The following is a 13,334-nucleotide window of genomic DNA, read 5'->3' as shown; positions in this document are numbered from 1 at the left end:
CCCGCGCGGGGCCCGCGGCGGGCCGTCACGTCACCCCGCCGGCGGCCCCGGCCCCCGGACCGCCCGCCCCGCGGGCCGGCCCCCGGGCGGGGGGCGCCCGGGGCACGGCCGGGACGTGACGCCGTTGACGTGACGTCAGCGGGCCTCACCGGACGTCAGCGAACGACGGGCGACATCTCGGACGCCTCGGGTGCCACGAGCGTCACGGACCGTTCGGCGGCCGCGTGGAACATCGGGAGCGGCAGGCCGCCGGAGCGCAGTTCCATCACCGACGCCTCGACCGTCGCCGCGCCCGGTTCGAAGCGGCCCGGGTCCGTCCGGTCCGTGTTCGTCCAGCGGTGCTCGGCGCCGTCGCACACCGCCTGCGTGCCGCCCACGCCCTTGCGTACCTTGCTCTCCCCCTGGCTCAGGGAGGAGCTGACGAAGGTCCGGCCGGTGCCGCCCGTGCAGCGGTACGTGCCGGACAGGGTGACGGTGCCGTCGGCGGCGAGGCGGCCCGTCGGATCGACGGTCACCGTCTCCGACAGCCGGGACGTTCCTGCCGCGACCGCCGGGGCTGCCTGGGCTGCCTGTCCGGCGGAGCCGCCCTGCCCGGACACCGCGCCCGCGGACGGCGCGGCGAGCAGCAGCAGCGCCGCCGTGACGGTGGCCGAACTGACGACCTGGTGAAATCTCATCGGAGTACCTCCCGGAGTGGGGGTGGAGCGAGGGCCTCCAGGGGTACCGGCCCGGCGGACCCGCGGGCGTGACCCTCACCCCTTTGGTGGCGAGTTGACGGCGTGCCCGCACCACGGGTGCGCACCACGGGTCCGCACCGTCCGTCCTGGACTCGTCCGAGTGTTGTCCGCGTGTTGTCACCGTTCCCGTCCGGCTGTTCCGATGAGTTCGCGGCGGGCGCATGGTCTATCCATACGGGCGACGAAAACGCCGCCCGACTCCTCGCACGTGGAGGCTCACCATGTGTTCTCACCGGTCTTCGTGCCCGTCCGCCGCCCGCTCCGACCGCGCGGACCGCTCGGACGGTTCGCACCGCTCCGACGCGCACATCGTCTCCGCGCACCCCGAGCAGGGCTGGTACCTGCTGTGCGACGGCGCGATCGTCTTCGACGACACCGGCGCGCTGCTGCCCGACGGACGGGTCGTCGCCCCGCACCGGGTGCCGGTCGAGCAGCTGGCCATCGCCGCCTGACCTCTCCCCGGCCCTCTCCCGGCCCTCGCGACGTCACGGCCCGACCTTCCTCGGCCCCGGACGCCCTATCGCGACCCGTTGACTGCCGTCACGAAGCCGATACGCTTCTGATGCGACACCGACAGGCCTCCGGACATGTGGTGCCGCACCACAGTGGCCGGCCCGGCGCCGACGTACCGCGCGCCTCCGCCAGGCCCGAGAACGTCAACCCGGCACGCACGCAAGGCCGTTCCGTACGAACGGAAAGTGAGCCCCTGCCCCCGGATGGTGATCTCGCGTGACGGTGACGATCTAGAGTGATCAACGTGTCCGAGCAGCACGCCCCCCGGTCCCTCATCGTCACCTTCTACGGCGCGTACGGCCGCTTCGCCCCTGGTCCCGTACCCGTCGCCGAGCTGATCCGGCTTCTCGCCGCGGCCGGCGTGGACGCGCCCTCCGTACGTTCGTCGGTGTCCAGACTCAAACGCAGGGGGCTGCTCCTGCCGGCCCGCACAGAGACCGGCGCCGCCGGGTACGTCCTGTCGCCGGGCGCGCGGCAGCTCCTCGACGACGGCGACCGCCGGGTCTACGCGGCCTCGCCGCCCGAGGACGACACCTGGGTCCTCGCCGTGTTCTCCGTGCCGGAGTCCGAGCGGCAGAAACGTCACGTACTGCGCTCACGCCTGGCCGGCCTCGGTTTCGGGACGGCCGCCCCCGGCGTGTGGATCGCCCCGGCCCGCCTCTACGAAGAGACCCGCCACACGCTGGAACGGCTGCGACTGGACGCGTACGTGGATCTGTTCCGCGGCGCACACCTGGGATACGCGCCGACGGCCGAGGCGGTCGCGCGCTGGTGGGACCTCGCCGGCATCGCCAAGCAGCACGAGGCGTTCCTCGACCGGCACGCGCGCGTGCTGCACGACTGGGAGAACAGGGCCGACACCCCCGCGGAAGAGGCGTACCGCGACTATCTGCTCGCCCTCGACTCCTGGCGCCACCTCCCGTACACCGATCCGGGACTGCCCGCCTCGCTGCTGCCGCCGGAGTGGCCCGGAGCCCGCTCCGCCGCCGTCTTCCGGGCCCTGCACGAGCGGCTTCGGGACGCCGGGGCGGCCTTCGCGGGCGTCCCCAAAGGCCTTGCCGAACCCGGGCCCGAATCCGGGCTCGGATCCAGGCCTGAATCCAGGCCAGAATTCACGTGATGCCGCACCACATGTGGCGCCACACCACACCGAAACCCGAACCCATGTGACGTGAGGCACAATCCTCGTCGCTAAGGCAACGCTCAGGTCGCTCAATCCCTCTTCTCATAATCCTTACCTAGCGTCGGGACCCATGAGTCTGATGGGCAATCTGAACCGGGCGCTCTCCGCCACCACCGGCCTTCAGGTGCGCCGGGCCGCTCCCGCCGCGCCGCCACAGCCGACCAGGGCCGGAGCCGGGGCGAAACCCGGCAAGCGGCCCACGCCGGTGTACCAATGTCCGGCCCCCGGGGATCTCGCCACGGACCGGCTGCTGCGGCGGCCGGTCTTCATCATGTCTCCCGTGCGCTCCGGCTCGACCCTGCTGCGGATGCTCCTGAACGCTCACCCGCTCCTCCACTCCCCGCACGAGCTGCACATCCGCCGTCTTGAGGTCGACTTCGGCAGCAGACTCTCGCAGCGCGCCATGAGCGCCCTCGACCTGGAGCGGGGCGACCTGGAGCACCTGCTCTGGGACCGGGTCCTGCACCGGGAGCTGGTCAGGTCGGGCAAGGACGTGCTGGTCGAGAAGACGCCGAGCAACGCGTTCGTCCACCGGCGCATCCGGGACTGCTGGCCCGACGCCCGCTTCGTCTTCCTGCTCCGCCACCCGGTGTCCATCGCCCGGTCCTGGCACGAGGGCGACCCCGACAAGCGGACCTTCGACGAGGCCGCGGCCGACGCCCTGCGCTACATGAAGGCCGTCGAGAACGCCCGGCAGGCGGCCGGCGGCAGCCACCCGGACGGCCGCCCCGGCGGCGACGCCACCCACCACACCCTGCGCTACGAGGACCTCACCGCCGACGCCGAGCAGGAGATGCGCGACCTCTGCGCGTTCCTCGGCGTCGGCTTCGAACCGTCGATGCTGGACTACGGCCGCCGCGACGACACCCAGGTGGTGAAGGGCCTCGGCGACTGGCGGGACAAGATCCGCACCGGCCGGGTGCAGAGCGGACGCGCGCTGCCCGCCGAGGACGAGATCCCGGAGCTGCTGCGGCCCATGTGCACGGCCTGGGGATACAGCTCGTGAAGCCGCACGCCGAGATAGCGGAGGTGTGGCCGCGCGACGGCCGTGTACGGCTCGTCGGTCGCATCCACGGACGTCCCGCCGAGGGCGACTGGCGGCTGCTGCTCACCCGCCGCGGTCACACCGGCCGCCCGCTCGACTACCCCGCGCAGGTGAAGGGCGACCGCTTCGAGGGCGAGCTGCCCCTCGCCGACCTGGTGACGCCGGACCCCGCCGGGATCGAGGAGTGGGACATCCATCTCACCGACGGCGAGGCCCGGTTGAGGGCCGGACGCCAACTGGACGACATCCACGGCAAGAAGAAGATCATGGTCTTCCCCGAGCAGCACGTACGCGGTCTGCGCGTGCGCCCGTACTACACGGTGAAGGACAACCTTTCACTGGAGTGTCGTACGGGAGGCGCCTCATGACGGGCCATCAGACGACCGGGCACCGGGTGGACACGACCGGGCATCGGGCGGACGCGGCCGGGCTCCGGGCGGACGCGACCGGACGGCCGAAGGTCCGCTATCTCCTGCTGCACGCCTACGGCCGCGGCGGCACCATCCGTACGGTGATGAACCAGGCCAACTCCCTGGTGCAGGCGGGCTGGCAGGTCGAGCTGGTGAGCGCGCTGCGCCGCCGGGACGACCTCCAGTTCCCGCTCGACCCGCGCGTCCGCGTCAGCACGGTCGTCGACCTGCGCGAGAGCGCCCACTCCCCCGGCCAGGGCGTGGCAGGCCGCTGGCGGGACTGGCGCCGCGGGCGGCTGACCGAGCGGCCCGCACGGCACATCCCGTCGGGCGAGTTCGGCTACCGGTACTTCAACCGGTACGTGGAGCAGCGGCTGATCGCGTACCTCTCCTCGTTGCGCGACGGCATCCTCGTGACCACCCGGCCCGCGCTCAACTTCCTCGCCGCGGAGCACGCGACGGGCTGTGTCGTGCGGGTGGCGCAGGAACACATGAACCACGGCACGCACAAACGTGATGTGCAGCGACGCATCCGGGAGACCTACGCGCGCTTCGACGCGGTCGCCGTCCTGACGGAACGGGACCGCGAGGAGTACGAGCAACTGCTGCCCGGCGCCCGGGTGGTGCGCATCCCCAACGCCGTGCACTCCCTCGACCAGGTTCCGTCGGACCAGCGGTCGAAGATCGCGGTGGCGGCCGGGCGGCTCTTCCCGCAGAAGGGCTTCGACCTGCTGATACCGGCGTGGGCGAGGCTCGTCGAGGCGTATCCCGACTGGCAGTTGAGGATCTACGGCAGCGGCGAGAAGAAGGCCGAGCTGCGCGCGCTCATCGAGCAGCACCACCTCTACAACCATGTGTTCCTGATGGGTCACACGGACCGGCTGGACGACGAACTCGCCAAGGCCTCCTTCTACGTGCTCAGTTCGCGCTTCGAGGGACTGCCGATGGTGATGATCGAGGCGATGAGCCACTCGCTGCCGGTGGTGGCCTTCGACTGTCCGACCGGCCCCTCGGACGTGCTCACCCACGGCGTCGACGGCCTGCTGGTACCGCCCGAGGACCCCGACGCGCTCGCCGAGTCCATGGCCAGGCTGATGGGCGACCGGGCGCTGCGCGCCGACATGGGCGTCGCGGCCGTGCTGACGGCGGCCTCGTACGGCCCGGACGCGGTGCACCCGCGCTGGGAGGCCCTGTTCAGCGAACTTGCCTCTCCCGAACAACGGCACCGCATTGCCGACGCCGCGAAAGGACACCACGCATGACCACCACGGCAAGGGGCCGCCAGAAGCCCCCGACCGCTCAGGGGGCCACCGTCTGGCTCACCGGGCTGCCGAGCGCGGGCAAGACGACGATCGCCCGCTTCCTCGCCGGCCGGCTGCGCGCCGAGGGCCATCGCGTGGAGGTCCTCGACGGCGACGAGATCCGCCGCTTCCTCTCCGCGGGACTCGGTTTCTCCCGCGAGGACCGCAACACCAACGTGCAGCGCATCGGCCTGGTCGCCGAGGTACTGGCCCGCAACGGCGTCCTCGCCGTCGTCCCCGTCATCGCCCCGTACGCCGACAGCCGCGAGGCGGTGCGCAAGCGCCACGAGGCGAGCGGGACGCCCTACATCGAGGTGCATGTCGCCACACCGGTCGAGGTGTGCAGCGAGCGGGACGTGAAGGGCCTGTACGCGCGGCAGGCGGCCGGCCGGCTGACCGGGCTCACCGGCGTCGACGACCCGTACGAGCCCCCGCTCGACCCGGCGCTCGCGCTGGACACGCGGTCGCAGACACCCGAGCAGTCGGCGGATGCGGTGCACGCGGTGCTGGCGGCCAGGGGGTTGGTGTGACTCTCTCGACGACGACTGCCTGGGCGCCCGTACGCCCCTACGCCTTGAGCCATCTGGACGCGCTGGAGTCCGAGGCGGTGCACATCTTCCGTGAGGTGGCGGGCGAGTTCGAGCGGCCGGTGGTGCTCTTCTCCGGCGGCAAGGACTCCATCGTCATGCTCCACCTGGCACTGAAGGCGTTCGCACCCGCCGCGGTGCCCTTCTCCCTGCTCCATGTGGACACAGGACACAACTTTCCCGAAGTCCTGGAATACCGGGACCGCACGGTCAAAAAGCATGGGTTGCGGCTCCATGTGGCCTCCGTACAGGACTACATCGACCGTGGTGTGCTGCGGGAACGTCCCGACGGCACCCGTAACCCGCTCCAGACCGTGCCCCTCACCGAGAAGATCCAGGCCGAACGCTTCGACGCCGTCTTCGGCGGCGGACGCCGGGACGAGGAGAAGGCCCGCGCCAAGGAACGCGTCTTCTCCCTGCGCGACGAGTTCTCCCAGTGGGACCCCCGCCGCCAGCGCCCCGAACTGTGGAACCTCTACAACGGACGCCACGCCCCCGGCGAACACGTCCGCGTCTTCCCCCTCTCCAACTGGACCGAACTCGACGTGTGGCAGTACATCGCCCGCGAGGGCATCGACCTGCCCGAGATCTACTTCGCGCACGAACGGGACGTCTTCCAACGCGCCGGCATGTGGCTCACCGCCGGCGACTGGGGCGGCCCCAGGAACGGCGAGACCATCGAGAAACGGCAGGTCAGGTACCGCACGGTCGGCGACATGTCCTGCACGGGCGCGGTCGACTCCGACGCCACCACGCTGGAGGCCGTGATCACCGAGATCGCCGCCTCCCGGCTCACCGAGCGGGGCGCCACCCGCGCCGACGACAAGATGTCCGAGGCCGCGATGGAAGACCGCAAGCGCGAGGGGTACTTCTAACCATGACCAGCACCATCGGATCCGCCGAGCCCACGACGGCCGTGCCCGGCTCCTCGGTCGACACCCTGCGGTTCGCGACCGCCGGTTCCGTCGACGACGGCAAGTCCACCCTCGTGGGCCGCCTGCTGCACGACTCCAAGTCGGTCCTCACCGACCAGTTGGAAGCCGTCGAACACGCCTCCCGCAACCGCGGCCAGGACACCCCCGACCTCGCCCTGCTCACCGACGGCCTGCGCGCCGAACGCGAACAGGGCATCACCATCGACGTCGCCTACCGCTACTTCGCCACCGCCAAGCGCCGCTTCATCCTCGCCGACACCCCGGGCCACGTGCAGTACACCCGCAACATGGTCACAGGCGCCTCCACCGCCGAACTGACGATCATCCTGGTCGACGCGCGCAACGGCGTCGTCGAGCAGACCCGCCGCCACGCGGCGATCGCCGCTCTCCTGCGCGTCCCGCACGTCGTGCTCGCCGTCAACAAGATGGACCTCGTCGGGTACGAGGCGAAGGAATTCGACCGGATCGTCGAGGACTTCGCGGGCCACGCCGCCGAGCTGGATCTGCCTGGCTTCACCCCGATCCCCGTATCGGCGCTGGCCGGGGACAACGTGGTGGACCGTTCCGCGCACATGGACTGGTACGAGGGCCCCGCGCTGCTGGCGCACCTGGAGTCCGTCCCGGTCGGCGCCGACCCGACGGGCGCACCCGCCCGGTTCCCCGTCCAGTACGTGATCCGGCACGGCGAGGCCCGTCACTACGCGGGCCAGCTGGCCTCCGGCTCGCTGCGCGTGGGCGACCGCGTGACCGTCCACCCCTCCGGCGGGACGTCCGCGATCGAGGGCATCGACGTACTCGGCGAGGAGGTGCGGGAGGCGTACGCGCCGCAGTCGCTGACCCTGCGCCTGGCGGACCACCTCGATGTCTCCCGCGGCGACATGATCACCAGCGGGGCGGCGGCGCCCGCGCTCACCCGGGACGTCCGGGCCGCCGTCTGCCATCTGGCCGACCGTCCGCTGCACGTCGGCGACCGTGTGCTGGTCAGACACACGACCCGCACGGTGAAGGCCGTCGTGAAGAGCCTGGCCGCGGGAGAGACGGGGCTGCGTGCCAACGACCTGGGCCGGATCACCCTGCGCACCGCCGAGCCGCTCGCGCTCGACGACTACGCCGACAGCCGCCGTACCGGCGCGTTCATCCTGATCGACCCGGCGGACGGGGCGACGCTGACGGCGGGCATGGTCGACCTGAGCGAGGCAGCCGCCACGATCTGACCGCCGCCCCGACCACCGACCCGTTCACCCATCCGACCCCCGATCCGACCGCAGGACCGTACGAGGCCGGGCACCAGCGACAAGGTGCCCGGCCTTCTGCTGTCGTGACACGACCGGTCACCGAGTCACGACTCGTCGATAGCCCGGTAACGGCGGGAGCAGTCCCGGGAGGCGAACCGTTCCTCCGGGTAGACAGCCCGGAACCGGGCCGAACGTCCCGAAAAAAGCCCACCGAGCGCCTCTGTCGGGATGCGACGTACCATTCCTAAAGTTGAAAGCAGGACATCCTGCTCCATGAACGGATCCGCCTTGCACGAGCCCCACGCCCCAGCCTCCTGGCGCATCGCCCTGCCGCACACCGTCGCGGCGGTGCCGGTCGCCCGCGCACTGGTCCGTACCGCGCTGGCGGAGATCGAGCTGTCCGCCGACTGCGACACCGCGGAGCTGCTCACCGCGGAGCTGGTGGCGAACGCCGTGGAGCACACCCGGGGCGACGCGCCCATAGAGCTGGTCGTGGAGCTGCTGCCCACCGGATGCCAGGTCGAGGTGCACGACCGGGACCCGTCCCCGCCGGGCGACCTCACGATCCCGGATCCGTCGCGCGAGCCCGATCCCTGGCAGGAGCACGGCCGCGGGCTGCTGCTGATCCGGACCCTCAGCTCGTCGTGCGGCCACCGCCCGACGGAGTCCGGCAAGGCGGTCTGGTTCCGGCTGCCGGTGGTACCCCACCAGCGAAGGTCCGCCTGACGGGGTCCGCCTGACGGCCCTCGCGCAGCCCCGGGCCGACGGCCCCCGGACACCGCTCAGGACAGCGTCGCCACCAGGACCGCCTTGATCGTGTGCAGCCGGTTCTCCGCCTCGTCGAAGACGACCGAGTGGGCCGACTCGAAGACCTCGTCGGTGACCTCCAGGCAGTCGAGCCCGTGCCGCTCGTGGATCTCGCGGCCGACCTTGGTGCCCAGGTCGTGGAAGGCGGGCAGGCAGTGCAGGAACTTGACGTCCGCGTTGCCGCTGGCCCGCAGGACGTCCATGGTCACGGCGTACGGGCCGAGGTCGGTGATGCGCTCGTCCCAGACCTCCTTGGGCTCCCCCATCGACACCCACACGTCCGTGGCGACGAAGTCGACGCCCAGGACCCCCTCGCCGACCTCCTCGCTGAGCGTGATCCGCGCCCCGCTGAGCACGGCCAGCTCGCGCGCCTGTGCCACGACCTCCTCGGCGGGCCAGTAGGCCCTGGGCGCGACGATCCGTACGTCCATGCCGAGCAGCGCGCCGGTGACCAGGTAGGAGTTGCCCATGTTGAGGCGGGCGTCGCCGAGGTAGGCGAAGGCGATCTCGTTCAGCGGCCGGTCGCAGTGTTCGACCATCGTGAGCACGTCGGCGAGCATCTGGGTCGGGTGCCAGGCGTCGGTCAGACCGTTGTAGACCGGCACCCCGGCGTGGGCCGCCAGCTCCTCGACGCCCTCCTGGCTGTCGCCCCGGTACTCGATCGCGTGGAACATCCGGCCGAGCACCCGCGCGGTGTCCTTCACGGACTCCTTGTGCCCTATCTGCGAACCGGAGGGGTCGAGGTACGTGGTCGACGCGCCCTGGTCCGCGGCGGCGACCTCGAAGGCGCAGCGCGTACGCGTCGACGTCTTCTCGAAGATCAGCGCGATGTTCCGGCCCCGCAGCCGCTGGATCTCCGTCCCGGCCTTCTTCGCCGCCTTCAGCTCGGCGGCGAGCTCGATCAGGCCGCGGAACTCCTCCTGCGAGAAGTCCAGCTCCTTCAGGAAGTGGCGGCCGGCGAGGGCGTACGGGACTGTCGCCATGGGGGCGCTCCAGGGTTACGTCAACAGGGACTCTTGGAATTCTATACGACGACCCACATTTCTATACGGCCCCCTGTTCGCGCCCGGCTCCCGTTCGGGCCGGTCAGCCCACACCGTCCCGCTGCACCGGGCAGCTCATACAGCGCGGGCCGCCCCGCCCCCGCCCCAGTTCACTGCCGGGGATCTCGATCACCTCGATGCCCTGTTTGCGCAGATGGGTGTTGGTGGTCTGGTTGCGCTCGTACGCGACGACGACGCCCGGTTCGACCGCGAGGACGTTGCAGCCGTCGTCCCACTGCTCGCGCTCGGCGGCGTGCACATCCTGGGTGGCGGTCAGGACACGGATCCGGCTCAGCCCGAGCGCGGCGGCGATCGCGCGGTGCATGTGCTCCGGCGGATGGTCGGTGACCTTGAGCTCCTTGTCGCCGACTCCCGGTTCGATGGTGTACGAGCGGAGCATGCCGAGGCCCGCGTACTGGGTGAAGGTGTCGCCGTCGACCATCGTCATCACCGTGTCGAGGTGCATCAGTGCCCGCTTCTTCGGCATGTCGAGCGCCACGATGGACTGCGCCGAACCGGTGGCGAAGAGCTTGTGGGCAAGCATCTCCACGGCCTGAGGCGTGGTCCGCTCGCTCATGCCGATGAGCACGGCGCCGTTGCCGATGACGAGGACGTCGCCGCCCTCGATGGTGGACGGATAGTCGGCCTGCCCCTCGGACCACACATGGAAGGTCTCCGCGCGGAACAGCGAATGGTGCCGGTAGATCGCCTCGAAGTGCACGGTCTCGCGTCTGCGCGCGGGCCAGCGCATGGCGTTGATGGAGACGCCGTCATAGATCCAGGCGGAGGTGTCGCGGGTGAAGAGGTGGTTGGGCAGCGGCCCGAGGAGGAAGTCGTCGAGGTCCATGACGTGGAAGCGCACGGAGGTCGGCTCGGGGTGCGCGTCGAGGAACTCCCGTTTGGTCATCCCGCCGACCAGCGCCTCGGCCAGTTCGCCCGCCGGCAGGCTCTCGAAGGCGGCCCGCAGGTGATCGGTGGCGAGCGGCCCGTACTCCTTCTCGTCGAAGACCCGGTCCAGTACGAGCGACCGGGCCTCCGGGATGGCCATGGCCTCGGTCAGCAGGTCGCCGAAGAGATGGACGGTGACGCCGCGGTCGCGCAGGACGTCCGCGAACCCGTCGTGCTCCGCGCGCGCCCTGCGCACCCACAGCACGTCGTCGAAGAGGAGGGCGTCCTTGTTGCTGGGGGTGAGCCTTTTGAGCTCCAGGTCCGGCCGGTGGAGGATGACGCGGCGCAGCCGCCCGGCTTCGGAGTCGACGTGGAATCCCATGACTCCATCCTGACCACCGGAGGGCCGCTTGACCCACCGGTCGGCACTTTCTTCGCCCACGCGTTCGCCTGAGCACTCCCACACCCCTCCCTCTCCCCTTAATAGTCCTATTGACTATTAAGGGGAGAACTGGTTATCGTCGACCGGACGACAAACGAGGGGGAAGAGGGGAATCCGATGGCCGACATCACCCGGCGCCTGGGCTGGCGCCACCTGCGCGGCGCTCCGACCGCGCACATCCGGCACCACCGCGGCGCGGAGCTGCTGCACGACGGACCCGGACTCAGCTTCTGGTACCGCGCGCTGAGCGCCGCGCTGTCCGAAGTGCCGGTGGACGACCGCGAGTTGGCGATGACCTTCCACGCCCGTACGTCCGACTTCCAGGACATCGCGGTGCAGGCGACCGTCACCTACCGCGTCAGCGACCCGGCACTCGCCTCCGCCCGCCTGGACTTCTCCATCGACCCCGACACCGGGGTGTGGCGGGGCGCGCCGCTGGAGCAGCTGGGCACCCTGCTGACCGAGTCGGCCCAGCAGCACGCCCTGGACGTACTGGCCCGTACGACCCTGGCGTCGGCGCTGGTCGACGGCGTGGCGTCGGTACGGGAGCGGGTCGCGGCCGGGCTGGCGGCGGAGCCGCGGCTGCCCGCGACCGGCATCGAGGTGGTCGCCGTGCGCGTGGTGGCGCTGCGCCCGGAGCCGGAGGTGGAGCGGGCCCTGCGCACCCCGGCCCGCGAGCAGATCCAGCAGGAGGCGGACCGCGCCACGTACGAGCGGCGGGCGGTGGCCGTCGAACGGGAGCGGGCGATCGCCGAGAACGAACTGGCGAGCCAGATCGAACTCGCCCGGCGCGAGGAGCAGTTGGTCGAGCAGCGCGGAACGAACACGCGCCGCGAGGCGGAGGAGCACGCGTCGGCGGACGCGGTACGCGCCGAGGCCGAGGCGGCCCGTACGGTGAAGCTGGCCGGGGCGGAGGCCGAACGGTCCGTACAGCTCGCGGACGCCGAGGCCAGGCGGACCGAGCGGCTGGCCAAGGCGGAGGCCGAACGGACGGTACGGCTCGCGCGGGCGGAGGCCGAGGCGGCGCGCGAGGTCGGGGAGGCGCGGGCGCAGGCCCAGGCCGCCTGGCTGCGGGTGCACGCGGACGTCGACGTCAGCACGCTGCACGCCCTCACCGGGACGCGGCTCGCGGAGAACCTGCCGAACATCGACAGCGTGACCATCTCGCCGGACGTACTGACCGGCCTGCTGGCCAAGCTGGGCGTACAGGACGGCACATGAGCCTCGCCCCGCGGATCGTACTGGTCCACCGCACCACGGAGTACGACGAGTTGGTGGCCCACCACGGCACGCACGGGCAGGCCGCCTTCTTCCTCTCCTCACGCGGCCGGGACATCGAGGAGGTCGCGGAACGCCACCACCGCACGAGGCGCGCGCTGTCCGACGTGACCGCGGCGATCCCTCTGACCTGGCGTCAGAGCCGCGTCGAACGAGCCGACCTGGACCGTTTCCTGTTCGCCCCGGAGGACGTGGTGGTCGTGGTCGGCCAGGACGGCCTGGTGGCGAACGCGGCCAAATACCTCAGCGGCCAGCCGGTGGTGGGCATCGACGCGGATCCCGGCCGCAACGCGGGCGTCCTGGTACGCCACCGACCCACGGACGCGGGCAAGTTGCTGCCCGCGGCACTCTCGGCCACGACGTCCGTGGACGAACTCACCATGGTCGAGGCGGTCGCCGACGACACACAACGACTGCTCGCCCTGAACGAGATCTACCTGGGGGCGGCGGGCCACCAGACGGCCCGGTACCGCCTGGGAATCGAGAACAGTGGAGCCTCCACGGCCGACGAAGACGTGATCGAGGCGCAGGCCTCCTCCGGGGTGCTGGTGGGCACGGGGACGGGGGCGACGGGATGGATCAGGTCGGTATGGCAGGAACGAGGCAACCCCCTGCCCCTCCCCCGCCCCACGGAGGACCGCCTGGTGTGGTGCGTCCGCGAGGCCTGGCCGTCCCCGGCAACCGGCACGTCCCAGGTGGCGGGCCAGCTGTCGTCCACCTCCCACCTCACCCTCACCGCCGAATCCGAACGCCTGATCGCGTTCGGCGACGGAATGGAGGGAGACGCACTGGAACTCACGTGGGGGCAGACGGTGCGGGTGGGGGTTTGCGGGCGGCGGCTGCGGTTGGTGGGGTGAGGGTTTCCTCGCCCCCGCCGCCCCTACCCGTCCCGTCAACGACTCGGGGGCCAGCCCCCGAACCCCCGCTCCT

Annotated in this window: 14 protein-coding genes; 11 read left to right on the top strand and 3 right to left on the bottom strand. The window is 71.3% G+C overall.

The genetic code is table 11. The annotated features are described in order from the left end of the window. Positions 1-155: 155 nt before the first annotated feature. Entirely contained in the window at positions 156-677 is a 522-nt protein-coding gene (locus tag ACFVH5_RS00735; RefSeq protein WP_385830942.1) for a DUF6299 family protein, read from the bottom strand. Between the two features lie 281 nt (positions 678-958). Here ACFVH5_RS00735 and ACFVH5_RS00730 point away from each other — a divergent pair, with 281 nt between their 5' ends. The 9 genes from ACFVH5_RS00730 (at position 959) to ACFVH5_RS00690 (ending at position 8,672) form a co-directional block, all read left to right on the top strand. Further along, on the top strand, positions 959-1,189 hold the full coding sequence (locus tag ACFVH5_RS00730) for a DUF5999 family protein (protein WP_385830940.1): 231 nt from the start codon (positions 959-961) through the stop codon (positions 1,187-1,189). Positions 1,190-1,485: 296 nt separating this feature from the next. Next, entirely contained in the window at positions 1,486-2,370 is an 885-nt protein-coding gene (locus ACFVH5_RS00725; RefSeq protein WP_385830939.1) for a PaaX family transcriptional regulator C-terminal domain-containing protein, read from the top strand. Positions 2,371-2,503: 133 nt separating this feature from the next. Continuing rightward, positions 2,504-3,439 carry a sulfotransferase family protein gene (locus ACFVH5_RS00720; RefSeq protein WP_385830937.1) on the top strand — a complete coding sequence of 312 codons (936 nt, stop codon included), beginning with the start codon at positions 2,504-2,506 and terminating at the stop codon, positions 3,437-3,439. Next, on the top strand, positions 3,436-3,846 hold the full coding sequence (locus ACFVH5_RS00715; protein WP_385830935.1) for a hypothetical protein: 411 nt from the start codon (positions 3,436-3,438) through the stop codon (positions 3,844-3,846). The genes ACFVH5_RS00720 and ACFVH5_RS00715 overlap by 4 nt, the downstream gene beginning before the upstream one ends. Then, entirely contained in the window at positions 3,843-5,150 is a 1,308-nt protein-coding gene (locus tag ACFVH5_RS00710) for a glycosyltransferase family 4 protein (RefSeq protein WP_385830934.1), read from the top strand. The genes ACFVH5_RS00715 and ACFVH5_RS00710 overlap by 4 nt, the downstream gene beginning before the upstream one ends. Next, the gene (gene cysC, locus ACFVH5_RS00705) at positions 5,147-5,719 is read left to right on the top strand and encodes an adenylyl-sulfate kinase (protein WP_210889005.1); all 573 of its coding nucleotides are present in this window, start codon (positions 5,147-5,149) and stop codon (positions 5,717-5,719) included. Before ACFVH5_RS00710 ends, cysC begins: the two co-directional genes overlap by 4 nt. After that, positions 5,716-6,651 carry a sulfate adenylyltransferase subunit CysD gene (gene cysD, locus ACFVH5_RS00700; RefSeq protein WP_385830932.1) on the top strand — a complete coding sequence of 312 codons (936 nt, stop codon included), beginning with the start codon at positions 5,716-5,718 and terminating at the stop codon, positions 6,649-6,651. Before cysC ends, cysD begins: the two co-directional genes overlap by 4 nt. 2 nt (positions 6,652-6,653) lie before the next feature. Beyond that, positions 6,654-7,925, top strand: a complete 1,272-nt coding sequence (locus ACFVH5_RS00695; RefSeq protein ID WP_385830930.1) for a sulfate adenylyltransferase subunit 1 — start codon at positions 6,654-6,656, stop codon at positions 7,923-7,925. A 294-nt stretch (positions 7,926-8,219) separates the two neighbouring features. Continuing rightward, positions 8,220-8,672 (top strand): ATP-binding protein, encoded by a 453-nt coding sequence (locus ACFVH5_RS00690; protein ID WP_384798406.1) that lies wholly within the window; start codon positions 8,220-8,222, stop codon positions 8,670-8,672. A 56-nt stretch (positions 8,673-8,728) separates the two neighbouring features. Here the strand turns inward: ACFVH5_RS00690 and argF are convergent, their stop codons facing one another. After that, positions 8,729-9,736, bottom strand: coding sequence for an ornithine carbamoyltransferase (gene argF / locus ACFVH5_RS00685; protein ID WP_385830929.1), 1,008 nt, complete (start codon positions 9,734-9,736; stop codon positions 8,729-8,731). A gap of 103 nt (positions 9,737-9,839) precedes the next feature. Then, positions 9,840-11,066 (bottom strand): arginine deiminase, encoded by a 1,227-nt coding sequence (locus ACFVH5_RS00680; RefSeq protein ID WP_385830927.1) that lies wholly within the window; start codon positions 11,064-11,066, stop codon positions 9,840-9,842. 177 nt (positions 11,067-11,243) lie between these two features. Between ACFVH5_RS00680 and ACFVH5_RS00675 the strand changes: the two genes are divergently transcribed. Both ACFVH5_RS00675 and ACFVH5_RS00670 read left to right on the top strand, forming a co-directional pair. After that, entirely contained in the window at positions 11,244-12,347 is a 1,104-nt protein-coding gene (locus ACFVH5_RS00675) for an SPFH domain-containing protein (protein ID WP_385830925.1), read from the top strand. Then, positions 12,344-13,261, top strand: coding sequence for a hypothetical protein (locus ACFVH5_RS00670; protein ID WP_385830924.1), 918 nt, complete (start codon positions 12,344-12,346; stop codon positions 13,259-13,261). Before ACFVH5_RS00675 ends, ACFVH5_RS00670 begins: the two co-directional genes overlap by 4 nt. Positions 13,262-13,334: the final 73 nt, after the last annotated feature.

Source organism: Streptomyces sp. NPDC127119, assembly GCF_042677425.1.
In the GTDB taxonomy this organism is placed as follows: Bacteria; Actinomycetota; Actinomycetes; order Streptomycetales; family Streptomycetaceae; genus Streptomyces.
Note: the sequence above shows the minus strand (reverse complement) of the source record. Positions and strands in the feature narration are given on the sequence as shown.